Source organism: Pseudomonas sp. B13(2017) (assembly GCF_002113245.1).
Taxonomy (GTDB): domain Bacteria; phylum Pseudomonadota; class Gammaproteobacteria; order Pseudomonadales; family Pseudomonadaceae; genus Aquipseudomonas; species Aquipseudomonas putida_Z.
Genome location: NZ_NEJX01000002.1, coordinates 301,840 through 325,202, shown reverse-complemented (window position 1 = coordinate 325,202; position 23,363 = coordinate 301,840). Strand labels below are relative to the sequence as shown.

General features: G+C 63.2%; 20 protein-coding genes. 14 read left to right on the top strand and 6 right to left on the bottom strand.

Translation table 11 applies throughout. The features are described from left to right. Positions 1-19 precede the first annotated feature (19 nt). The 6 genes from CAG44_RS04700 to CAG44_RS04675 all read left to right on the top strand — a co-directional run bounded on the left by CAG44_RS04700 (position 20) and on the right by CAG44_RS04675 (position 6,633). A complete protein-coding gene (locus CAG44_RS04700; protein ID WP_085691667.1) occupies positions 20-880 on the top strand; it encodes a PHP domain-containing protein in 861 nt (286 codons plus the stop codon). A 13-nt stretch (positions 881-893) separates the two neighbouring features. Next, complete coding sequence (locus CAG44_RS04695) at positions 894-1,523, top strand: L-threonylcarbamoyladenylate synthase (RefSeq protein WP_038408376.1); 630 nt, start codon at positions 894-896, stop codon at positions 1,521-1,523. Positions 1,524-1,648: 125 nt separating this feature from the next. Beyond that, positions 1,649-2,374: a ScpA family protein gene (locus CAG44_RS04690; RefSeq protein ID WP_162276787.1), complete on the top strand. Its 726-nt coding sequence runs from the start codon at positions 1,649-1,651 to the stop codon at positions 2,372-2,374. After that, positions 2,361-3,131 carry an SMC-Scp complex subunit ScpB gene (gene scpB, locus CAG44_RS04685; protein ID WP_085691665.1) on the top strand — a complete coding sequence of 257 codons (771 nt, stop codon included), beginning with the start codon at positions 2,361-2,363 and terminating at the stop codon, positions 3,129-3,131. Before CAG44_RS04690 ends, scpB begins: the two co-directional genes overlap by 14 nt. 274 nt (positions 3,132-3,405) lie before the next feature. Further along, a complete protein-coding gene (gene rluB, locus CAG44_RS04680; protein WP_075045968.1) occupies positions 3,406-4,473 on the top strand; it encodes a 23S rRNA pseudouridine(2605) synthase RluB in 1,068 nt (355 codons plus the stop codon). Between the two features lie 741 nt (positions 4,474-5,214). After that, positions 5,215-6,633 (top strand): amino acid permease, encoded by a 1,419-nt coding sequence (locus tag CAG44_RS04675; RefSeq protein WP_075047028.1) that lies wholly within the window; start codon positions 5,215-5,217, stop codon positions 6,631-6,633. Between the two features lie 178 nt (positions 6,634-6,811). On the opposite strand, the gene CAG44_RS04670 is transcribed toward CAG44_RS04675, so the two are convergent. Further along, positions 6,812-7,696 (bottom strand): LysR substrate-binding domain-containing protein, encoded by an 885-nt coding sequence (locus tag CAG44_RS04670; protein WP_013973663.1) that lies wholly within the window; start codon positions 7,694-7,696, stop codon positions 6,812-6,814. A 152-nt stretch (positions 7,697-7,848) separates the two neighbouring features. On the opposite strand from CAG44_RS04670, the gene CAG44_RS04665 reads away from it, so the two are divergent. Beyond that, positions 7,849-10,869, top strand: coding sequence for an FAD-binding and (Fe-S)-binding domain-containing protein (locus CAG44_RS04665; RefSeq protein WP_085691664.1), 3,021 nt, complete (start codon positions 7,849-7,851; stop codon positions 10,867-10,869). A gap of 136 nt (positions 10,870-11,005) precedes the next feature. Here the strand turns inward: CAG44_RS04665 and CAG44_RS04660 are convergent, their stop codons facing one another. The 4 genes from CAG44_RS04660 to phhA all read right to left on the bottom strand — a co-directional run bounded on the left by CAG44_RS04660 (position 11,006) and on the right by phhA (position 13,900). Then, on the bottom strand, positions 11,006-12,205 hold the full coding sequence (locus CAG44_RS04660) for an MFS transporter (RefSeq protein WP_085691663.1): 1,200 nt from the start codon (positions 12,203-12,205) through the stop codon (positions 11,006-11,008). Between the two features lie 90 nt (positions 12,206-12,295). Beyond that, a complete protein-coding gene (locus CAG44_RS29065; RefSeq protein ID WP_256202935.1) occupies positions 12,296-12,424 on the bottom strand; it encodes a hypothetical protein in 129 nt (42 codons plus the stop codon). A gap of 291 nt (positions 12,425-12,715) precedes the next feature. Further along, positions 12,716-13,072 carry a 4a-hydroxytetrahydrobiopterin dehydratase gene (locus tag CAG44_RS04655; RefSeq protein ID WP_003254532.1) on the bottom strand — a complete coding sequence of 119 codons (357 nt, stop codon included), beginning with the start codon at positions 13,070-13,072 and terminating at the stop codon, positions 12,716-12,718. Positions 13,073-13,111: 39 nt separating this feature from the next. After that, positions 13,112-13,900: a phenylalanine 4-monooxygenase gene (gene phhA / locus CAG44_RS04650; RefSeq protein ID WP_025340130.1), complete on the bottom strand. Its 789-nt coding sequence runs from the start codon at positions 13,898-13,900 to the stop codon at positions 13,112-13,114. Positions 13,901-14,156: 256 nt separating this feature from the next. Between phhA and CAG44_RS04640 the strand changes: the two genes are divergently transcribed. Continuing rightward, positions 14,157-15,716 (top strand): sigma-54-dependent phenylalanine hydroxylase transcriptional regulator PhhR, encoded by a 1,560-nt coding sequence (locus CAG44_RS04640; protein WP_024087504.1) that lies wholly within the window; start codon positions 14,157-14,159, stop codon positions 15,714-15,716. A 155-nt stretch (positions 15,717-15,871) separates the two neighbouring features. Here the strand turns inward: CAG44_RS04640 and CAG44_RS04635 are convergent, their stop codons facing one another. After that, positions 15,872-16,126 (bottom strand): DUF2790 domain-containing protein, encoded by a 255-nt coding sequence (locus CAG44_RS04635; RefSeq protein WP_003260110.1) that lies wholly within the window; start codon positions 16,124-16,126, stop codon positions 15,872-15,874. Between the two features lie 398 nt (positions 16,127-16,524). On the opposite strand from CAG44_RS04635, the gene acs reads away from it, so the two are divergent. The 6 genes from acs (at position 16,525) to argR (ending at position 23,233) form a co-directional block, all read left to right on the top strand. After that, positions 16,525-18,486 (top strand): acetate--CoA ligase, encoded by a 1,962-nt coding sequence (gene acs, locus CAG44_RS04630; protein WP_015271271.1) that lies wholly within the window; start codon positions 16,525-16,527, stop codon positions 18,484-18,486. A 622-nt stretch (positions 18,487-19,108) separates the two neighbouring features. Then, the gene (locus tag CAG44_RS04625; RefSeq protein ID WP_054903345.1) at positions 19,109-19,894 is read left to right on the top strand and encodes an ABC transporter substrate-binding protein; all 786 of its coding nucleotides are present in this window, start codon (positions 19,109-19,111) and stop codon (positions 19,892-19,894) included. Between the two features lie 88 nt (positions 19,895-19,982). Then, positions 19,983-20,672: an ABC transporter permease gene (locus CAG44_RS04620; RefSeq protein WP_003260113.1), complete on the top strand. Its 690-nt coding sequence runs from the start codon at positions 19,983-19,985 to the stop codon at positions 20,670-20,672. Next, positions 20,669-21,367, top strand: a complete 699-nt coding sequence (locus tag CAG44_RS04615) for an ABC transporter permease (RefSeq protein WP_085589096.1) — start codon at positions 20,669-20,671, stop codon at positions 21,365-21,367. Before CAG44_RS04620 ends, CAG44_RS04615 begins: the two co-directional genes overlap by 4 nt. A gap of 22 nt (positions 21,368-21,389) precedes the next feature. Further along, positions 21,390-22,154, top strand: a complete 765-nt coding sequence (locus CAG44_RS04610) for an ABC transporter ATP-binding protein (RefSeq protein ID WP_085691662.1) — start codon at positions 21,390-21,392, stop codon at positions 22,152-22,154. 98 nt (positions 22,155-22,252) lie between these two features. Then, complete coding sequence (argR, locus tag CAG44_RS04605) at positions 22,253-23,233, top strand: transcriptional regulator ArgR (protein WP_085663961.1); 981 nt, start codon at positions 22,253-22,255, stop codon at positions 23,231-23,233. Positions 23,234-23,363 lie beyond the last annotated feature (130 nt).

Sequence of the window (23,363 nt, the reverse complement as noted above, 5' to 3'; positions counted from 1 at the left end):
CCAGCGAAAGCGCTCCTCCATGAATGTTGATCTGCACTGTCACAGCACGGCCTCCGACGGCGCCCTGTCGCCCTCGATACTGGTCGCCCGGGCCCATGAGCATGGGGTGCAAACGCTGGCACTGACCGACCATGACACCATCGAAGGCCTGCCCGAGGCGCGCCAGGCGTGCCGCGACAAGGGCATGCACTGGGTCAGCGGGGTGGAGCTGTCGTGCACTTGGGGTGGCGCGACCATCCATGTGCTGGGCTACGACTTCCCGCTCGACGCACCGCCCCTGCTGGCGGCGATCGAAGCGCTGCACCGCGGCCGCTGGCTGCGCGCCGAAGAAATCGACAAACGGCTGGCGGCCAAGGGCATGCCCGGTACCCTCGACGGCGCCCGCGCCGTGCAGCACGAACTGGGCGATAGCGGCAACGCCCCGGCGCGCCCGCATTTTGCCGAGTACCTGGTGCGTGCCGGGCACGTCAAGGACCGCGGCGAGGCGTTTCGCAAATGGCTGGGCGCCGGCAAGCTGGGGGACGTCAAGCAGCACTGGCCTACCCTCGATGAAACCGTCGCCACCCTGCGCCAGTCCAACGCTTGGGTGAGCCTGGCGCATCCCATGCACTACGATCTGACCCGCAGCAAGCGCAGAAGGCTGATTGCCGACTATATTCAGGCAGGCGGGCAGGCGCTTGAAGTGGTCAACGGGTTGATGCCTGCCGAGCAGGTGGGCACCATGTCCATCCTCACCCGTGAGTTCGGCCTGCTGGCAAGCGCTGGCAGTGACTTCCACGGCCCCGGCACCTGGGGCGAGATCGGTGCCTACCGGCCTTTGCCCGAGGACCTGCCACCTCTGTGGCGCCGATTCAGCCATGAACAGCCTTTGGCGGTATGAACAGGACGACTACGTGAGCCAATTTTTCCAGATTCATCCGGAGAACCCGCAGCAGCGCCTGATCAAGCAGGCCGTCGAGATTATCCGCAAGGGCGGTGTAGTGGTGTACCCGACGGATTCGGCCTATGCGCTGGGTTGCCAGATGGGTGACAAGGCGGCCATAGAACGGGTGCGGCGCCTGCGCGGGCTGGACAAGACCCACAACTTCACCCTGATGTGCTGCGACATGTCGCAGCTGGGGTTGTACGCCAAGGTCGACACCGGCACGTTCCGGCTGCTCAAGGCACATGTGCCGGGACCTTACACGTTCATCCTCAACGGCACGCGCGAAGTGCCGCGCCTGCTGTTGCACGATAAACGCCGCACCATCGGGCTACGGGTGCCGGCCCATGCCATTACCCTGGCCCTGCTGGCCGAACTGGGCGAGCCGTTGATGAGTGTGAGCCTGATCCTGCCGGGCGACACCGAGCCGATGACCGACCCTTACGAGATCCGCGAGCGCCTGGAGCACCATGTCGACCTTGTGATCGACGGCGGTTTCGGTGACCTCAAGGCATCGACCATCATTGACCTGTCCGGCGATGAACCGGAACTGGTCCGTGAAGGCTGCGGCGACCCCACGCCGTTCCTGGTCAACGCGTGAGCCAGGTGGAAACGCCCGAGGCTCCGGCCGAACAGGCCGAAACGCCTCGGCAGCTGCAGCTGGCACTGGTCTATGGCGAAGCCCTGACCGAGCTGCCGCTGGACCTGTACATCCCGCCGGACGCCCTGGAAGTCATCCTCGAAGCCTTCGAAGGCCCGCTGGACCTGTTGCTGTACCTGATCCGCAAGCAGAACATCGACATCCTCGACATCCCGGTGGCGGAAATCACCCGCCAGTACATGGGCTACGTGGAGCTGATGAAGAGCGTGCGCCTGGAGCTGGCCGCCGAATACCTGGTGATGGCTGCCATGCTCGCCGAGATCAAGTCGCGCATGTTGCTGCCGCGCTCGGCCGACGTCGAGGAGGAGGAGGGCGACCCGCGCGCCGAACTGATCCGCCGGCTGCAGGAGTACGAGCGCTTCAAGGCCGCCGCCGAAGGTATCGATGAATTGCCACGGGTTGGCCGCGAGGTGGTGGTGCCGCGCCTGGAGGCGCCGCAGGCCAAGGTGCGCAAGCTGTTGCCCCAGGTCAGCCTGGAGGAGCTGCTGGTGTCGATGGCCGAGGTGATGCGCCGCAACGACCTGTTCGAAAGCCATCAGATCACCCGCGAGACCTTGTCCACTCGCGAACGCATGAGCCAGGTGCTGGAACGCCTGAAGGGCGGCGGTTTCGTGCCGTTCGTCGAGCTGTTCGCCGCCGAGGAGGGCAAGCTGGGTGTGGTGGTGACGTTCATGGCGATTCTCGAGCTGGTGAAGGAATCGCTGATCGAACTGGTGCAGAATGAACCCTTCGCCGCCATCCACGTGCGGCTTCGCCCCGCGCTTGTTGAAGAACCTGATGAACCTGAATGAACCCCGCGACCTGGCGTCGCTGATCGAAGCCTTCCTGCTGGCTTCGGGCAAGCCGCAATCCCTGGAGCGCCTGTACGAACTGTTCGAGGAAGCCGAGCGACCGGAGCCCAAGGTCTTCAGGCAGGCTCTGGAGCTGCTGGGCAAGTCGTGCAATGGCCGCGCCTTCGAGCTCAAGGAGGTGGCCAGCGGTTACCGCCTGCAGATTCGCGAGGACTTTGCGCCGTGGGTCGGGCGCCTGTGGGAAGAACGCCCGCAGCGCTACTCGCGCGCGCTGCTGGAAACCCTGGCCCTGATCGCCTACCGCCAGCCCATCACCCGTGGCGAAATCGAGGATGTGCGGGGCGTGGCGGTGAACAGCAACATCATCAAGACCCTGATGGAGCGCGAGTGGATCCGCGTGGTCGGCTACCGCGAAGTGCCCGGGCGGCCGGCGATGTTCGCCACTACCAAGGCGTTTCTCGACCATTTCAACCTCAAGAGCCTGGACGAGCTGCCAGCCTTGGCCGAGCTGCGGGAGATGGAGCCCGAGCCGCTGCTCGACCCGGATGATGCGCCAGTGCCGGCGCACCTGCAGGCATTGGCGGATGCCAGCCTTGGGGAAGAGGAAGAGGTTGCCGAGCCGAAGGAGGAGACCAGCTTCCGTAGCCTGCTGGTGGAGCTGGATGCGATGGAAGAGGGGCTGAAGACCGATTTCGATGATTTGCGCGAGGTAGAGGCTGAGGCCTCGTTGGAAGAAGAGGGCAAGTCACTGCCCTGATTCCTTCGTTGCCTGTACCGGCCCATTCGCGGGCTCGCCCGCTCCCACAGGTACTGCGCAGCCCTCAGGACCTGTGATATCCCTGTGGGAGCGGGCGTGCCCGCGAAAGGGCCGGCCATGCCCACACACCACCATTAGGCAGAAACCCCTCGCAAAGCCCACAAAACCCTCTACCCTCCAGTGCGTTCCCCCGCCGAACCGCGTATGATGCGCGACCTTTTGGCGCGTTCGTCGCCAGAACCCTTATTTCATTCCTACACCGGGAGGTGCCCAGATGAGTGAGCAAGACCTGCAAGATACCGAAATCACCCCTCCATCCGGCGAAAAGCTGCAGAAAGTGCTGGCGCGCATTGGCGTTGGCTCGCGCCGTGACGTCGAGGCCTGGATCAGCCAGGGCCGCATCAAGGTCAACGGCGTCGAGGCCACCCTCGGCCAGCGCGTCGACCTGCACGACGCCATTGCCGTGGATGGCAAGCTGATCAAGCGCGAAGAGGCCGCCGAGGCCACCCGCCGGGTGATCATGTACAACAAGCCCGATGGCGAAATCTGCACCCGTGACGACCCGGAAGGCCGCCCGACCGTGTTCGACCGCCTGCCACGGCCGAAAGAAGGCCGCTGGATCAACATTGGCCGCCTCGACATCAACACCACCGGCCTGCTGCTGTTCACCACCGACGGTGAACTGGCCAACCGCCTGATGCACCCGTCCTACGAGATGGACCGTGAATACGCGGTACGTGTGCGTGGTGAGGTCGACGACGAGATGATCGAGCGCCTGAAGGCCGGCGTGATGCTGGAAGATGGCCCGGCCAAGTTCACCGACATCCAGAAGGCACCAGGTGGCGAAGGTTTCAACCACTGGTACCACTGCGTGGTGATGGAAGGCCGCAACCGTGAAGTGCGTCGCCTGTGGGAGTCTCAGGGCATGGTGGTCAGCCGCCTGAAGCGCGTGCGTTTCGGCCCGGTGTTCCTCAACTCCGACCTGCCGATGGGCCGCTGGCGTGAAATGAGTCAGGGCGAAATCGACATCCTCGCTGCTGAAGTGGGCCTGCAGCCGGTGGCGCTGCCAGCCATGAAGCTCAAGGCCAAGGACAAGATGGAGCGCCTGCAGCGCAAGTCGACCCGCCCGCTGGGCCGTGGCGAGCGCGTGCGCAACCTGCGCCCGGCTCACGAAGGTGCTGCTGCTGGCGAACGCCCGGCGCGCCAGCCGCGTGAAGAGGCCCCGCGCAAGACCGGCCGTGGCAGCACCGTGGCCGAACGCCCGAGCGAGATGCGCAAGCGTCCGGCCAAGCCTGAAGGTGACAAGCCGGCAGGGCGTGGCCGCGGCAAACCGCGTGGCTGATTGGCCTGTGTGGTAATCGAGAAACCAGCCTTCGGGCTGGTTTTTTATGCCTGTCAGATTTTGGGGCTGCTTTGCAGCCCATCGCCGGCAAGCCAGCTCCCACAGGGTCACCACAATGGCCGCACCTGTGATCATCCTGTGGGAGCTGGCTTGCCGGCGATGGGCCGCAAAGCGGCCCCAAGATATTGAACAAAAAGAATTTTCGGACGACTGGCAAGTTCCCGAACCACCCTGTAAAGAAAATTGTACGAATGTGGTCGGTTTCAGCCCGGATTTCAGATTAGGTCGAATCGTGTAAACAAACCTTGCCGCCGACTCCCGGTCAAAACAGCCAGCCTAGCCCCACCCACTCTTGCCCAAAGCCCCGCCCCACGGTGTTATAGCCGCCATTGCCGTGTGCAAAAGCCTGTCCACAGAGCCAGGCTGACAAAACAACAAATGGAGGCGCCATGTACGCCGATCACTTCGCCTTTCAAGGCCCACACCACAGGATCGCTGCGTTTTTTCCCGAGGAAACGATGCAACGCGTTGACGCCTGCGCGTTTGCAGGGGTATACAGTGCGCCGCGTTTTACCTGTGACTCCCTTGCGTACCGCGCACTCTTGATCACGCCTGGTTGACCCGCCCCGGCGGCACCTGAGGTCAGGAAACCCAAGGTAACCACCTTGCCCATTCCGCTGCGCCACGAGCGCGGTGGGTCCGATTCCGTCACAGATAAAAACAATGCAGGTGACTTCGTTCATGAGTGGACAAAACATGCATTCAGGCGAGCTCAAGCGGGGCCTGAAGAACCGCCATATCCAGTTGATCGCCCTCGGCGGTGCGATTGGTACCGGCCTGTTCCTCGGCTCGGCAGGCGTGATGAAATCCGCTGGCCCGTCGATGATCCTTGGCTACGCCATCTGCGGCTTCATCGCCTTCATGATCATGCGCCAGCTCGGCGAAATGATCGTCGAAGAGCCGGTGGCCGGCTCGTTCAGCCATTTCGCCCACACCTACTGGGGTGGTTTCGCCGGCTTCCTGTCGGGCTGGAACTGCTGGGTGCTGTACATCCTGGTGGGCATGTCGGAGCTTTCGGCGGTCGGCAAGTATGTCCACTACTGGTGGCCGGAGATCCCTACCTGGGTCACGGCGGCAGCGTTCTTCGTGCTGATCAACGCCATCAACCTGATGAACGTGAAGTTCTTCGGTGAGGCCGAATTCTGGTTTGCCATCATCAAGGTGGTGGCCATCGTCAGCATGATCGGCCTGGGTGCCTACCTGCTGACCAGCGGCAGCGGCGGCCCTGAAGCCACCGTGGCCAACCTGTGGTCGCACGGCGGCTTCTTCCCGAACGGTGTCAGCGGGCTGGTGATGGCCCTGGCCTTCATCATGTTCTCCTTCGGTGGCCTGGAAATGCTCGGCTTCACCGCCGCCGAGGCCGACAAGCCGAAGACCGTGATTCCCAAGGCGATCAACCAGGTCATCTATCGTATCCTGATCTTCTATGTCGGTGCCCTGGTGGTGCTGCTGTCGCTGACCCCATGGGACAACCTGGTCGCCAGCATCGATGCGTCCGGCGGCAGCTATGGCAGCAGCCCGTTCGTGCAGGTGTTCTCGCTGCTGGGCAGTGACGTGGCTGCGCACCTGCTGAACTTCGTGGTCCTGACTGCAGCGCTGTCGGTGTACAACAGCGGCACCTACTGCAACGCCCGCATGCTGCTGGGCATGGCCGAGCAGGGCGATGCCCCGGCGTCGCTGGCCAAGGTCGACAGCCGTGGTGTACCGGTGCGCTCGATCCTGGTGTCGGCAGGCGTGACGCTGATCGCGGTGCTGCTCAACTACCTGATGCCGCAAAACGCGCTGGAGCTGCTGATGTCGCTGGTGGTGGCCACCCTGGTGATCAACTGGGCGATGATCAGCTACTCGCACCTGAAGTTCCGCCAGCACCTGGACCGCACTGGCCAGAAGCCGCTGTTCAAGGCGCTGTGGTACCCCTATGGCAACTACATCTGCCTGGCGTTCGTGGTGCTGATCCTGGGCATCATGGCGATGATCCCGGGTATCCAGGTTTCCGTGTATGCGATCCCGGTGTGGCTGTTCGCCATGTTCGTGGTCTACATGGTCAAGCCGCGTCGCAGGGCGCAGGCGCTTGGGGCTGCTGGTAGCGTGGCCAAGTAAGGCGCTGCGGCGATAGAAAAACCCGAAGCCGGGTGACTGGCTTCGGGTTTTTTGTTGCCTGTGCCGCCCCTTTCGCGGGCACGCCCGCTCCCACAGGATCACCACAGGTTCCAGCTCAGCGCGGTCCCTGTGGGAGCGGGCGTGCCCGCGAAAGGGCCGGTACAGGCAGCCCAGACATTCAGATCTGCTCCAGCAACCAACTGCGAAACGCCCGCAGCGACGGCAGCGCCTCATTGCGCGGTGGGTAGATCAGGTAATAACTGCGCTGACTGGCAAATGCCACCCCAGGGCTGTACAGCTCACCCTTGGCCAGTTCTTCCTCCACCAGTATGCGCGGCACCAGGCCGATGCCGATCCCGGCCCGTACCGCCTGGATCAGGTGCGAGGTCAGCTCGAAGCTCGGCCCCAGGCGCATCGCCCGGTGCGCCAGGCCATGGTGCGAGAACCACTCGCCCCAGGCATGCGGGTTGTTGGCCACATTCAGCAACACCTCTTCACTGATGCGTGCAGGGCTCCAGCCCTGGCTGTCCGCGCCAGCCTCCGGCGGCAATATCACCACCAGTTCCTCGGCATGCAGGCGATGGCAGATCAACCCCGGCAGGTCGTGGCTGGCCACGCCGATGGCGGCATCGATCTCGCTGGTGTCGAAGTTGATGGCTTCGATGCGTGAATGTATGTGCACCAGCATGCCCGGGTGGGCGCTGTAGAAGGCGTGCAGCCGTGGCAGCAGCCATTTCGAGCCGAAGGTGGGCAGGGTGGCCAGGCGCAAGGTGCCCACCCCCGACTGGTAGGCCAGTGCCTGCAAGGTGGCGCTGCGAATGCGCCCCAGTGCCTCGCTGAGCTCGCGCTGGTACAGGCGGCCGACGTCGGTCAGTTGCACCTGGCGCCCCTCGCGGCGGAACAGGGTCAGGCCCAGTTGCTGCTCCAGCGCCTGCACCTGGCGGCTGACCGCGCTCTGGGTCAGTGACAGCTCGGCGGCGGCGCGGGTGTAGCTTTCATGCCGGGCGGCAGCCTCGAAAGCCAGTAGCAGCGACATGGATGGGGTCAGATGGCGGTAATTCATTCATGAAAGTCATCAATAGCGGCAGGATTATCCGTTTGCCCCTGAAGCGAAACTACAGGAACATTGGCCTGCACGTCACCTCCGCATGCCATCACCCATGCCGGAACGACAGGAATCCCGTGAATTAGCCAATATCAAGAGGCCATCCTTCGATGATCGCCCAGCTGCCGACCGTTGCCCCGAGCGCCAACTACCCCGAATTCCTCGAAGCCCTGCGCAACAGCGGCTTCCGTGGCCAGATCAGTGCCGACTACGGTACCCGCACGGTGCTGGCCACCGACAACTCGATCTACCAGCGCTTGCCACAGGCGGCGGTGTTCCCGCTGGACGCCGACGATGTGGCGCGGGTCGCCATGCTGATGGCCGAGGAGCGCTTCCAGCAGGTCAAGCTGACCCCGCGCGGTGGTGGTACCGGCACCAACGGGCAGTCGCTGACCGACGGTATCGTCGTCGACCTGTCGCGGCACATGAACAAGATCCTCGAAATCAACGTCGAGGAACGCTGGGTACGGGTGCAGGCCGGTACCGTCAAGGACCAGCTCAACGCCGCGCTCAAGCCGCACGGGCTGTTCTTCGCCCCCGAGCTGTCCACCTCCAACCGCGCCACTGTCGGCGGCATGATCAACACTGATGCCAGTGGCCAGGGCAGCTGCACCTATGGCAAGACCCGCGACCACGTACTGGAGCTGCACAGCGTGCTGCTCGGTGGCGAGCGCCTGCACAGCCTGCCGATCGACGATGCCGCGCTGGAACAGGCCTGTGCCGCGCCCGGCCGGGTCGGCGAGGTGTACCGCATGGCGCGGGAAATCCAGGAAACCCAGGCCGACCTCATCGAAACCACCTTCCCCAAGCTCAACCGTTGCCTGACCGGCTACGACCTGGCGCACCTGCGCGACGAGCAGGGCCGCTTCAACCTCAACAGCGTGCTGTGCGGTGCCGAGGGCTCGCTGGGCTATGTGGTCGAAGCCAAGCTCAATGTGCTGCCGATCCCCAAGTACGCCGTGCTGGTCAACGTGCGTTACACCAGCTTCATGGATGCTCTGCGTGACGCCAACGCGCTGATGGCGCACAAGCCGCTGTCGATCGAGACCGTCGACTCCAAGGTACTGATGCTGGCGATGAAGGACATCGTCTGGCACAGCGTCGCCGAATACTTCCCGGCCGACCCCGAGCGCCCGACCCTGGGCATCAACCTGGTGGAGTTCTGCGGCGACGAGCCGGCCGAGGTCAATGCCAAGGTGCAAGCGTTCATCCAGCACCTGCAGAACGACACCAGCGTCGAGCGCCTGGGCCACACCCTGGCCGAGGGGGCCGAGGCGGTGACCCGCGTCTACACCATGCGTAAACGTTCGGTGGGCCTGCTGGGCAACGTCGAGGGCGAAGTACGCCCGCAACCGTTCGTGGAAGACACCGCGGTACCGCCGGAGCAACTGGCCGACTACATCGCCGACTTCCGTGCACTGCTCGATGGCTACGGCCTGGCCTACGGCATGTTCGGCCACGTCGATGCCGGCGTGCTGCACGTGCGCCCGGCACTGGACATGAAGGACCCGGCCCAGGCCGCACTGGTCAAGCCGATTTCCGACGCCGTGGCGGCGCTGACCAAAAGCTATGGCGGCTTGCTGTGGGGCGAGCACGGCAAGGGCCTGCGTTCGGAATACGTGCCGGAGTATTTCGGCGAGCTGTACCCGGCGCTGCAGCGCCTGAAGGGCGCTTTCGACCCGCACAACCAGCTCAACCCGGGCAAGATCTGCACCCCGCCAGGCAGCGCCGAAGGCCTGACCAAGGTCGATGGCGTAACCCTGCGCGGCGACCTCGACCGCACCATCGACGAACGCGTGTGGCAGGACTTCCCTAGCGCCGTGCATTGCAACGGCAACGGCGCCTGCTACAACTACGACCCCAACGACGCCATGTGCCCGTCGTGGAAGGCCACCCGTGAACGCCAGCATTCGCCCAAGGGCCGTGCTTCGCTGATGCGCGAATGGCTGCGCCTGCAGGGCGAGGCCAACATCGACGTGCTGGCGGCGGCGCGCAACAAGGTGTCGTGGCTCAAGGGCCTGCCGGCACGCCTGCGTAACAACCGTGCGCGCAGCCAGGGCCAGGAAGACTTCTCCCATGAGGTGTATGACGCCATGGCCGGCTGCCTGGCGTGCAAGTCGTGCGCCGGGCAGTGCCCGATCAAGGTCAACGTGCCGGACTTCCGCTCGCGCTTCCTCGAGCTGTACCACGGCCGCTACCAGCGCCCGCTGCGTGACTACCTGATCGGTTCGCTCGAGTTCACCATCCCGTACCTGGCCCACGCGCCCGGGCTGTACAACGCGGTGATGGGCTCGAAGTGGGTGAGCAAGCTGCTGGCCGACAAGGTCGGCATGGTCGACAGCCCGCTGATCAGCCGCTTCAACTTCCAGGCCACCCTGACCCGCTGCCGTGTCGGCGTGGCCAGCGTGCCGGCCCTGCGTGAACTGACCCCGGCCCAGCGCGAGCGCAGCATCGTGCTGGTGCAGGATGCCTTTACCCGTTACTTCGAGACACCGCTGCTGTCGGCCTTCATCGACCTGGCGCACCGCCTGGGCCACCGGGTGTTCCTGGCGCCGTACAGTGCCAACGGCAAGCCACTGCACGTTCAGGGCTTCCTCGGTGCGTTCGCCAAGGCGGCGATCCGCAATGCCACCCAGCTCAAGGCCCTGGCCGAGTGCGGCGTGCCGCTGGTGGGCCTGGACCCGGCGATGACCCTGGTGTATCGCCAGGAATACCAGAAGGTGCCGGGCCTGGATGGCTGCCCGCAGGTGCTGTTGCCGCAGGAGTGGTTGATGGATGTGCTGCCGGAGCAGGCACCGACCGCGCCGGGCAATTTCCGCCTGATGGCGCATTGCACCGAGAAGACCAACGTGCCGGCCAGCACCAGGCAGTGGGAGCAGGTGTTCGCCCGCCTTGGCCTGAAGCTGGTGACCGAGGCGACTGGCTGCTGCGGTATGTCCGGTACCTATGGGCACGAGGCGCGTAACCAGGACACTTCGCGGACCATCTTCGAGCAGTCGTGGGCGACCAAGCTGGACAAGGAAGGCGAGCCGCTGGCGACCGGTTACTCGTGCCGCAGCCAGGTCAAGCGCATGACCGAGCGGCAGATGCGCCACCCGCTGGAAGTGGTGCTGCAGTACGCTCAGCGCTGACCTTCAGGGCCCCGGGGGCTGCCTTGCAGCCCATCGCCGGCAAGCCAGCTCCCACAGGTGTAGCGTCAGCCTTGGTTCATGCGGACCCTGTGGGAGCTGGCTTGCCGGCGATGGGCCAGTGCAGGCAGTACATAAATCAGGTTTCCTGTGCGCGATCCCGCCTTCGCTGCGCCTGCCGATACAGATACAAACTCAACACCAGCCCGCAAGCCGCCGCCGCTGCCGCAAACAGAAACATCGAAGCAAACCCGAACCCCGCCGCCACCGCGCCCACCAGCGGCCCGGTCACCCCCAGCGACAAATCGATGAACAGCGAATAAGCCCCCACCGCCGCCCCGCGGTTGGCCGCCGACACCTGGTTCACCGCCTCCACCCCCAGTGCCGGGAACACCAGCGAGAAGCCGAACCCGGCCAGCGCGGCCCCCGCCAACGCCAGTTCGGCGCTGGGCGCCAGCCACAGCATCAGCAGCCCGAGCGTTTCCACCGACAGGCAGGCAATCGCCACCCGGAACCCGCCAAGCCGGTTGATCAGGTTGCCGAACAGCAGTCGCGCACTGATGAAGCTGGCGCCGAACAGGCTCAGGGTCAGTGCTGCATTGGCCCAGCCACGGCTGGCGTAATACAAGGTGATGAAGGTGGCGATGGTGCCAAAGCCGATCGAGCCCAAGGCAAGCCCCGAGCCGTGCGGGAACACCTTGCCCAGCACCCGCAGGAACGGCAGGCGCACGCCACTGACGATCGGTGCGGCCTGTTTGGGCCAGGCCAGCAGCAACCCGAGCGCACACAGCAGAATGATGCTCACGCCCATGCTCCACAGGCCCAGGCTCTTGACCATCAGCACGCCCAGCGGAGCGCCGATGGCCAGCGCGCCATAGCTGGCGATGCCGTTCCAGGAAATGACCTTGGCCGTGTTTTCGGCACCTACGCGGCCAATGCCCCAGCCAATGGCACCGGAGCCCACCAGGCTTTCCGCACTGCCAAGTACCAGGCGGCCGACCAGCAGGCAGGCCAGGCTCAGCCAGGGCAGGTGGGTGAGGAAGGCGCAGGCCAGCATGAACACCCCGCTGAGCCCGCAGCCGACCAGGCCATACATGACCGCCTTCTTGCTGCCGTGGTTGTCGATGATGCGGCTGGCGGTGGGCCGGCTGAGCAGGGTGGCCAGGTACTGCACGCTGATCACCAGGCCCGCGACCACGGCACTGAAGCCCAGATCGTTGTGCACATAGCCGGGCAATACGGCCAGCGGGATGCCGATGTTCAGGTAGCCGATGAAGGTGAAGAGGACGATGGAGACGACTTGCAGGGTGACCGCAAGGGGGCGCGGTGAGTGGGGCATGAGGGCCTACGTGGGTTCTGGACGGTGTGAAAACGTGATGACGGGGGTAGCCCGCAGGTCAGCCGTTTTCACACAGTCGGGGATGCGCGGTTATTCCTGGTCAGCGCTGGATTGATCGTCACCATCCTGCTCGACGGCAGTTGCCGGTTCGGCGTGAACGGTAACGGTTGGCTCTTCTGGGTTCAGGCTTGGGAAGGGAAGATTCGGGATTTCATGCATCTCGTCGTTCCTCGCAAGTGTGAGTGAAAAGTCTGCGCCAGGCGCGTTTGAAGCTTCGCAAAGCTGGGGCAGGATACACAAGTCTGGATGACAGTTTGGGTTTTTTTGGCGGTCGCTTGTCGGTTTTGCGGGCGAACAGCGGACATTTTTCCCATAAAAAATGGGGCCGCTTCGCGCCCCTTCGCGGGCTTGCCCGCTCCCACAAGGACCGCGAAAATCAAGGATTACGCGGTCCCTGTGGGAGCGGGCGTGCCCGCGAAGGGGCGCGAAGCGGCCCCAGTTTCTCTGTGCTTACTTGCGGCCTTCAGCCGTCTCCGCCACCTTGTCGGTGCGTGCGCACATGATGAAGTCATTGCGGTGCAGGCCTTTGATCGAGTGGCTCCACCAGGTCACGGTAACCTTGCCCCACTCGGTCAGCAGGCCCGGGTGGTGGCCTTCGGCCTCGGCGATCTCGCCCACGGCATTGGTAAACGCCAGGGCGTGCTTGAAGTTCTTGAACAGGAACACGCGCTCCAGCTCCATGTGGCCGTCACGTACTTCGATGTTCCAGTCCGGGATTTCGCGAATCAGCTCGGCCAGCTCTTCGTCGGTGACCTTTGGTGCGTCGGCGCGGCAGGCTTCGCAATGGGCTTGGTTCAAGGCATTCATGTGGTGTTTTCCGGTTCGAGTTGTTATCGGCAAGGTCGCTCAGGCAGCGACCTTGGGTGGAAACTTCGGTGCGTGCAGGCCCAGCTGCATGGCTTTGTGAACCATGCCCATGATGTCTTCGTGGGCCAGGTCGAACAGGCACTTCATGTTCGGCAGCACGAAATACAGTGGCTGCAGGATGTCGATGCGATACGGTGTGCGCATGGCCTCGATCGGGTCGAAGGCCTGGTGCTCGGGCTCGCCAGACAGACTGTAGACGGTCTCCTTTGGTGACGAGAGGATGCCGCCGCCATAGATCTTGCGGCCCTGCGCGGTTTCCATCAGGCCGAACTCGATGGTCATCCAGTACAGGCGCGCCAGGTACACGCGTTGTTCCTTGGTCGCGGCCAGGCCGAGCTTGCCGTAGGTGTGGGTGAATTCGGCGAACCAGGGGTTGGTCAGCAGCGGGCAGTGGCCGAAGATCTCGTGGAAGATATCGGGCTCTTGCAGGTAGTCCAGCTCTTCCGGGGTGCGGATGAAGGTGGCCACCGGGAAGCGCTTGCTGGCCAGCAGTTCGAAAAAGGTCTGGAAGGGGATCAGCGCAGGGACCCGGGCAACCTGCCAACCGGTGGTGGCGCCCAGCACCTTGTTGATCTCGCCCAGTTGCGGAATACGGTCATGAGGCAGCTTGAGCTGGTCGATGCCGTCCAGGTATTCCTGGCACGCGCGGCCTTCGATCACTTTCAGCTGACGGGTGATCAGGGTGTTCCATACCGCATGCTCTTGCTGCGGGTAATCGATAAAACCATGCGCATCGGGCTCGCGTGCCACGTATTGCGTCTGTTTCATGTGGCTCTCCTGGTGAGGGCTTTTCTTGTTATGTGCAGGACATGCCTTAGGAATATCCCTTCACTGACCGCTTTGCACTGGGTGGGCCAGTGGGCGGGGCTGGCTTTGGGCGACGTTTTCGTAACGATAATTTTACAAAAAGGCGCAGGTGTCGGAAAATCCGAGGCATCTGGCTGAGGCTTCGGCTGTTTTTGTCAGCTTATCTTTACGACTTTTCCGCGCGGTGTTGAAAAACATTGGCGCTTCGAGAGCCCTCATGCGTATCAAAGTGCATTGCCAGAACCGTATTGGCATCCTGCGCGACATCCTCAACCTGCTGGTGGAGTACGGCATCAACGTGCTGCGCGGCGAGGTGGGCGGTGACCATGGCAACGCCATCTACCTGCATTGCCCGAACCTGATCAATTTGCAGTTCCAGGCGCTGCGGCCGAAGTTCGAGGCGATTGCCGGGGTATTCGGCGTCAAGCGCGTGGGGCTGATGCCCAGCGAGCGCCGGCACATGGAGCTGAATGCGCTGCTGGGGGCGCTGGACTTCCCGGTGCTGTCGATCGACATGGGCGGCAGCATCGTCGCCGCCAACCGTGCCGCTGCGCAGCTGCTGGGGGTGCGGGTGGACGAGGTGCCGGGCATGCCACTGGCGCGCTATGTGGAGGACTTCGACCTGCCAGAGCTGGTGCGCGCCAACAAGTCGCGCATCAATGGCCTGCGCATCAAGGTCAAGGGCGATGTGTTCCTGGCCGATATCGCGCCGCTGCAGTCCGAGCACGACGACAGCGAGGCGCTGGCTGGCGCGGTGTTGACCCTGCACCGCGCCGACCGTATCGGTGAGCGCATCTACAACGTGCGCAAGCAGGAGCTGCGCGGTTTCGACAGTATCTTCCAGAGCTCGCGGGTGATGGCTGCGGTGGTGCGCGAGGCGCGGCGCATGGCGCCGCTGGACGCACCATTGCTGATCGAGGGCGAGACCGGCACCGGCAAGGAGTTGCTGGCGCGTGCCTGCCACTTGGCCAGCCCGCGCGGCCAGTCGCCGCTGATGGCGCTCAACTGCGCCGGGTTGCCCGAGTCGATGGCCGAGACCGAGCTGTTCGGTTACGGCCCCGGGGCATTCGAAGGGGCGCGGGCCGAGGGCAAGCTGGGGCTGCTGGAGCTGACCGCCGGTGGCACGCTGTTCCTTGACGGGGTAGGGGAGATGAGCCCGCGCCTGCAGGTGAAGCTGCTGCGTTTTCTGCAGGATGGCTGCTTCCGTCGTGTCGGCAGCGATGAAGAGGTATACCTGGATGTGCGGGTGATCTGCGCGACCCAGGTGGATTTGTCCGAATTGTGTGCCCGTGGCGAGTTTCGCCAGGACCTGTATCACCGGCTCAATGTGTTGTCGCTGCACATTCCGCCATTGCGCGAATGCATGGATGGTCTGGAAGGGCTGGTGCAGCACTTTCTCGACCAGGCCAGCCGACAGATCGGCTGCGCCATGCCGCGCCTGGCGCCGGCGGCGATGGACAAACTTGGCCAGTATCATTGGCCGGGTAATGTAAGGCAGTTGGAAAACGTGTTGTTCCAGGCGGTTTCGTTATGCGAAGGCGGCGTGGTCAAAAGTGAACATATACGTTTGCCGGATTACGGCGTGCGCCAACCGCTGGGTGAGTTTTCGCTGGACGGGGATCTTTCGCAGATTGTCGGGCGCTTTGAAAAAGCGGTGCTGGAAAGTTTGATGGGGGAATTCCCGAGTAGTCGGGCTTTAGGTAAAAGACTGGGTGTTTCGCATACGACTATTGCCAACAAGTTGAGGGATTATTCGTTGGGCAAGTCGGTAGATTAATAAGCGGTTGGTCAATAACCTGTTAATCAGGTGCAATATTCTTCGCGGGCTTGCCCGCTCCCACAAGTACCGCGCCAAATTCAAGGCAGGCGCTGTACCTGTGGGAGCGGGCAAGCCCGCGAATGGGGCCCGCAGGGCCCCCAATTCACAAGGTGTCAGCCGTTCGAGCAGCCGTTCCCCATCACGCGGTATTCGAGAATGTGCTTCTGGCCCTTGGAGTCCTCGTAGGTCATGCGGGCTGGCACGACTTCGCACACATTGGGCACTTCGCTCATGGAAATGACGCGGGCAATGTCCAGGTGCTGCGAGTAACTGTACTGTTCAACCGGAATCTGCTCGGCATCTTTGGCTTCGCCGGCCATCGCCGCGCCGCAAAGACTGCCAAGTACCAATACCAGTAAAGCTTTCATTTTCAATTTACCTGTCTAAGGTCGTGAGGGGGCACGCGGCGCTTATGGCGCCGCGAGTATTGCTAGTTTTAACTATCGGGTTTGGATGGGGATTAACGTTTGCCTTCGTGGGGGCTGTTACCAGTTGTTAATCGCCTTGCCGTTGCTGGCGAGGTGAATTTTATGGCTGGGGCCAAGGCCGAAACAGTGGGTCTTTTGATAAAGTGTTTTGACAGAATCTGTAACAATCCTCTGGTAAAGGGCCCCATTTTTTCCTCGCCATGGCTGTAAGGTGCGTGCCAGAGCGCTTTGTAAGGACGGGCGTACCAAATTACTACCAACGTCGAATGGCTTTTGTCGCTCTGGTACAGTTACAAACGGTTCCATACAAAAACAACTATTACACCGAGGTAACACAGATGAGTGCGGCTCCACTGTATCCCGTTCGTCCCGAGGTTGCGGCCACCACCCTGACCGACGAGGCCACCTACAAGGCCATGTACCAGCAATCGGTGATCAACCCGGACGGCTTCTGGCGCGAGCAGGCCCAGCGCATCGACTGGATCAAGCCGTTCACCAAGGTCAAGCAGACCTCCTTCGACGACCACCACGTCGATATCAAATGGTTCGCCGACGGTACTCTGAACGTTTCCTCCAACTGCCTGGACCGCCACCTTGAAGAGCGCGGCGACCAGCTGGCCATCATCTGGGAAGGCGACGACCCTTCCGAACACCGCAACATCACCTACCGCGAACTGCACGAGCAGGTCTGCAAGTTCGCCAACGCCCTGCGTGGCCAGGATGTGCACCGGGGTGACGTGGTCACCATCTATATGCCGATGATCCCTGAGGCCGTGGTCGCCATGCTGGCCTGTGCCCGTATCGGTGCGATCCATTCGGTGGTGTTCGGCGGCTTCTCGCCCGAGGCGCTGGCCGGCCGTATCATCGACTGCAAGTCCAAGGTCGTGATTACCGCCGACGAAGGCGTGCGCGGTGGCCGGCGTACCCCGCTCAAGGCCAACGTCGACCTGGCGCTGACCAACCCTGAAACCAACAGCGTGCAGAAGATCATCGTGTGCAAGCGCACCGGTGGCGACATTGCCTGGCACCAGCACCGCGACATCTGGTACGAAGACCTGATGAAAGTCGCCTCCAGCCACTGCGCGCCGAAAGAGATGGGTGCCGAGGAAGCGCTGTTCATCCTTTATACCTCCGGCTCCACCGGCAAGCCGAAGGGCGTGCTGCACACCACCGGCGGCTACCTGGTATACGCCGCGCTGACCCATGAACGCGTGTTCGACTATCGCCCGGGCGAGGTGTACTGGTGCACCGCCGACGTGGGTTGGGTCACCGGCCACAGCTACATCGTCTACGGCCCGCTGGCCAACGGCGCCACCACCCTGCTGTTCGAAGGCGTGCCGAACTACCCCGACATCACCCGCGTGTCGAAGATCGTCGACAAGCACAAGGTCAACATCCTGTACACCGCGCCAACCGCCATCCGCGCGATGATGGCCGAAGGGCAGGCTGCTGTTGAAGGTGCCGATGGCTCCAGCCTGCGGCTGCTGGGCTCGGTGGGTGAGCCGATCAACCCCGAAGCCTGGAATTGGTACTACAAGACCGTGGGCAAGGAGCGTTGCCCGATCGTCGATACCTGGTGGCAGACCGAGACCGGCGGCATCCTGATCAGCCCGCTGCCGGGCGCCACCGGCCTCAAGCCGGGCTCGGCAACCCGCCCGTTCTTCGGCGTGGTGCCGGCGCTGGTGGACAACCTGGGCAACCTGATCGAGGGCGCTGCCGAAGGCAACCTGGTGATCCTCGATTCCTGGCCGGGCCAGTCGCGTTCGCTGTACGGCGACCACGACCGTTTCGTCGATACCTATTTCAAGACCTTCCGTGGCATGTACTTCACCGGCGACGGTGCGCGCCGCGACGAGGATGGCTACTACTGGATCACCGGCCGCGTGGATGACGTGCTGAACGTGTCCGGTCACCGCATGGGTACTGCCGAGATCGAAAGTGCCATGGTGGCGCATGCGAAAGTGGCCGAGGCCGCGGTGGTGGGTGTGCCGCACGACATCAAGGGGCAGGGCATCTATGTGTATGTCACCCTCAATGCCGGTATCGAGGCCAGCGAGCAGCTGCGCCTGGAGCTGAAGAACTGGGTGCGCAAGGAAATCGGCCCGATCGCCTCGCCGGATGTGATCCAGTGGGCGCCGGGGCTGCCGAAGACCCGGTCGGGCAAGATCATGCGCCGCATCCTGCGCAAGATTGCCACGGGTGAGTACGATGCCCTGGGCGATATCTCGACCCTGGCCGACCCGGGCGTGGTGCAGCACCTGATCGATACCCACAAGGCCATGAGCCTGGCTTCGGCCTGATAGCGAAGCAGGGCGCGGCCCCTGTAGGCGCCGCTTTGGGTGGGAGCGGGCATGCCCGCGAACACCGGCGCAGCCGGTGCCATCCACCGCGCCGCCTGCTTCGCGGGCACGCCCGCTCCCACACAAGGCCGCTCCTACAGGGGCGTGTGCCGCCAACAAAACCCCGTCCGGGCAACCGGCGGGGTTTTTTGCTTTACTGTTACCCGACATTCATCGGTAACTGTTCTGTCACCGGCGCCGCACAATATCGGGGCGCCAGGAAACAAATCCGGCCTGTTTCAGTGCGTTTTCGCAGCCTTTTTTGCGACACGGCACGCTGCACTTGCCGTAGTACAAGGCTTTGCCAATAATAGGCCCGGGAATTGCTAGTACTATAGGTTCTATTTCTTGCGCTCTTGCATATTTTGCAATGGCTGTCAACATCGCCCGCTGCCGTTTCAAGCGCTTCTGTAAGTAGTTGTCGCTTTGAAGAAATATCGACTACCGGGCTGTCGTTAAAATGCCAATCACTCGCTCGTGGTCTGCGACCTTGGTCGAACCCTGCGCGGCTCGCGTTGTACCCATTCGCATAGAGGGCAGCCGTTACCTGCCTTGTATTGCTCCGTACCGATGGAGTTACCTGATGAAGAAGCTCGCACTGCTTGGCGCCCTGGCGCTGTCCGTGTTTTCCCTGGTGTCGCAGGCCGATGAAAAACCGCTGAAAATCGGCATCGAAGCCGCCTACCCACCCTTCGCCTTCAAGCAGCCAGACGGCAGCATTGCCGGTTTTGACTACGACATCGGCAACGCCCTGTGCGAAGAGATGAAAGCCAAGTGCACCTGGGTCGAGCAGGAGTTCGACGGCCTGATCCCGGCGCTGAAAGTGCGCAAGATCGACGCCATCCTGTCGTCCATGTCGATCACCGAAGACCGCAAGAAATCGGTCGACTTCACCAAGCGCTACTACCTGACCCCGGCGCGCCTGGTGATGAAGGAAGGTACCGCCGTCAGCGACAGCCTGGATGAGCTCAAGGGCAAGAAGATTGGTGTGCAGCGCGGTTCGATCCACGACCGCTTCGCCAAGGAAGTGCTGGGCGCCAAAGGTGCCACCGTGGTTCCTTACGGCACCCAGAACGAAATCTACCTGGACGTGGCAGCTGGCCGCCTCGATGGCACCGTGGCTGACGCCACCCTGCTGGAAGACGGCTTCCTCAAGACCGACGCCGGCAAGGGCTTCGCCTTCGTAGGCCCGGCCTTCACCGACGCCAAGTACTTCGGTGACGGCATCGGTATTGCCGTGCGCAAGGGTGACAAGGCCAACGTCGACCGCATCAACGCTGCCATCGACGCCATCCGTGCCAACGGCAAGTACAAAGAAATCGAGAAGAAGTACTTCAACTTCGACATCTACGGTCCAGACTCGAACTAAGACGTCGGGTTTCACCTGTGCAATGGTGCAAACAGCAGAGGCTCTGAGGTTTGCACCATTTTTCATTCTCTAGGTCGAGGACCTCATCATGTTGAAAGGCTACGGGGCAGTCATCCTCGACGGGGCGTGGCTGACGCTTCAGCTCGCCCTGTCGTCGATGGCCCTGGCCATCGTGCTCGGCCTGATCGGTGTGGCACTGCGCTTGTCGCCGGTGCGCTGGCTGGCCTGGCTGGGCGATCTGTATTCCACGGTGATTCGTGGTATTCCGGACCTGGTCCTGATCCTGCTGATCTTCTACGGCGGGCAGGACATCATCAACCGGGTTGCGCCGCTGCTCGGTTATGAAGACTACATCGACCTGAATCCGCTGATCGCGGGTATCGGTACCCTGGGCTTCATCTTTGGTGCCTACCTGTCGGAAACCTTCCGCGGTGCGTTCCTCGGTATTCCGAAAGGCCAGGCCGAAGCGGGTGTGGCGTATGGCATGAGCAACCGCCAGGTGTTCTTCCGCATCCAGGTGCCGCAAATGATTCGCCTGGCGATCCCGGGCTTCACCAACAACTGGCTGGTGCTGACCAAGGCCACCGCGCTGATTTCGGTAGTGGGCCTGCAGGACATGATGTTCAAGGCCAAGCAGGCGGCCGACGCCACCCGCGAGCCTTTCACCTTCTTCCTGGCGGTGGCGGCCCTGTACCTGGTGCTGACCAGCATCTCGCTGCTGGCCCTGAAGTATCTCGAGCGCCGCTACTCGGTTGGCGTCAAGGTGGCTGAACTATGATCTTCGACTACAACGTCGTCTGGGAGGCACTGCCGATGTACTTCGGCGGCCTGCTGACCACCCTCAAGCTGCTGGCGATTTCGCTGTTCTTCGGGCTGCTGGCGGCCATTCCGCTGGGCCTGATGCGGGTGTCCAGGCAGCCAGCGGTCAATCTCGTGGCGTGGCTGTACACCTACGTGATCCGCGGCACGCCGATGCTGGTGCAGCTGTTCCTGATCTACTACGGCCTGGCGCAGTTCGAGGCGGTGCGCGAAAGCTTCCTGTGGCCGCTGCTGTCCAGCGCTACCTTCTGCGCCTGCCTGGCGTTCGGCATCAACACCAGTGCCTACACCGCCGAAATCATCGCCGGCAGCCTCAAGGCCACGCCCCATGGCGAAATCGAGGCGGCCAAGGCCATGGGCATGTCGCGCATGAAGATGTACCGGCGCATCCTGCTGCCGTCGGCCCTGCGCCGGGCGCTGCCGCAGTACAGCAACGAAGTGATCATGATGCTGCAGACCACCAGCCTGGCGTCGATCGTCACCCTGATCGACATCACTGGCGCTGCGCGCACGGTCAATGCCCAGTACTACCTGCCTTTCGAGGCCTATATCACGGCGGGCGTGTTCTACCTGTGCCTGACCTTCATCCTGGTGCGCCTGTTCAAGATGGCCGAACGCCGCTGGCTCGGCTACCTGGCGCCGCGCAAGCACTGACCGCTTTGTGAGAATCGACAGCATGTACAAACTCGAAGTCCAAGACCTGCACAAGCGCTACGGCAGCCATGAAGTGCTCAAGGGCGTGTCCCTGTCGGCCAAGGCAGGCGATGTCATCAGCATCATCGGCTCCAGCGGTTCGGGCAAGTCGACCTTCCTGCGCTGCATCAACCTGCTGGAGCAACCGCACGCCGGCAAGATCCTGCTCAACAACGAAGAGTTGAAGCTGGTACCGGGCAAGGACGGCGCGCTCAAGGCCGCCGACCCGCGTCAGCTGCAGTGCATGCGCTCGCGCCTGTCGATGGTTTTCCAGCACTTCAACCTGTGGTCGCACATGACCGCGCTGGAAAACATCATCGAAGCGCCAGTGCATGTGCTGGGCGTGAACCGCAAGGAAGCCCTGGAAAAGGCCGAGCACTACCTGGCCAAGGTGGGTGTCGCTCATCGCAAGGACGCTTTCCCGGGGCACATGTCCGGCGGCGAGCAGCAGCGTGTGGCAATTGCCCGGGCGCTGGCCATGGAGCCGGAGGTCATGCTGTTCGACGAGCCGACCTCGGCGCTGGACCCGGAACTGGTGGGCGATGTGCTCAAGGTGATGCAGGCGCTGGCCCAGGAAGGCCGCACCATGGTGGTGGTGACCCACGAAATGGGCTTTGCCCGTGAGGTGTCCAACCAGCTGGTGTTCCTGCACAAGGGCCTGGTGGAAGAAACCGGCTGCCCGCGCGAAGTGCTGGCCAACCCGCAGTCGGAGCGCCTGAAGCAGTTCCTCTCCGGCAGCCTGAAGTAAAAACTGCAATTTTGCACCAGAATAGGGCATGCTGCGCGGCGAGCGCAGCCTGACCCGGCGCACAGACTCGAACGACCTCAGGTTTCGGACCGCACCCTATGACCACCCAGCGAATCGGTTTTCTCATTTGGCCCAGCACCCGGCCCTTGACCCTGGCGCTGGCCGAGGAAGTGTTGCAGGTGGCGCAGCGGGTGCACCCGGAGGTGGTCTACGAGCTGGTCTTCCTGCAGGCGGAGCCGGCGCAAGAGGGCAGCTGGCGCCTGCCGGGCGAGCCGTGGAACGGCCGCCTTGAGGGGTGCCACAAGCTGTTCCTGTTGGCTGACGAGCAGCCGCCGGCGGTGGGGGCTGCGTTGTCGGCGGCGCTCAAGCAACTGGCGCGCAGTGGCTGCATGATCGGCGGCCTGTCGGCTGGGGTCTACCCCTTGGCGATGCTGGGCCTGCTCGACGGTTACCGGGCTGCGGTGCACTGGCGCTGGCAGGATGATTTTGCCGAGCGCTTCCCCAAGGTCATCGCCACCAGCCACCTGTTCGACTGGGACCGCGATCGCCTGACCGCTTGTGGCGGCATGGCCGTTACCGACCTGCTGCTGGCGGTGCTGGCCCGTGACCACGGGGCGGAGCTGGCCGGGGCAGTGTCGGAGGAACTGGTGGTCGAGCGCATCCGCGAGGGTGGCGAGCGCCAGCGCATTCCGCTGCAGAACCGCCTGGGCTCCAGCCACCCCAAGCTGACCCAGGCGGTGCTGCTGATGGAGGCCAACATCGAAGAGCCGCTGACCACCGACGAAATTGCCCAGCACGTGTGCGTTTCGCGCCGGCAGCTGGAGCGTATCTTCAAGCAGTACCTGAACCGCGTGCCGAGCCAGTACTACCTGGAGCTGCGGCTGAACAAGGCGCGGCAGATGCTGATGCAGACCAGCAAGTCGATCATCCAGATCGGGCTGTCCTGCGGCTTCTCCTCGGGGCCGCATTTTTCCAGTGCCTACCGCAACTTCTTTGGCGCAACGCCGCGGGAAGACCGCAATCAGAGGCGTAGCAGCAGCCCGTTCGAACTGAGCTCGGCGCCTGCCGAAAAAGGCTGATTGCCCTGTAGTCTGTACTGGCCCTATCGCCGGCAAGCCAGCTCCCACAGGATCACCACAGGCCTTGATGGTTACGGGGCACTTGTGGGAGCGGGCGAGCCCGCGAATCGGCCGGTACAGGCAACCACGC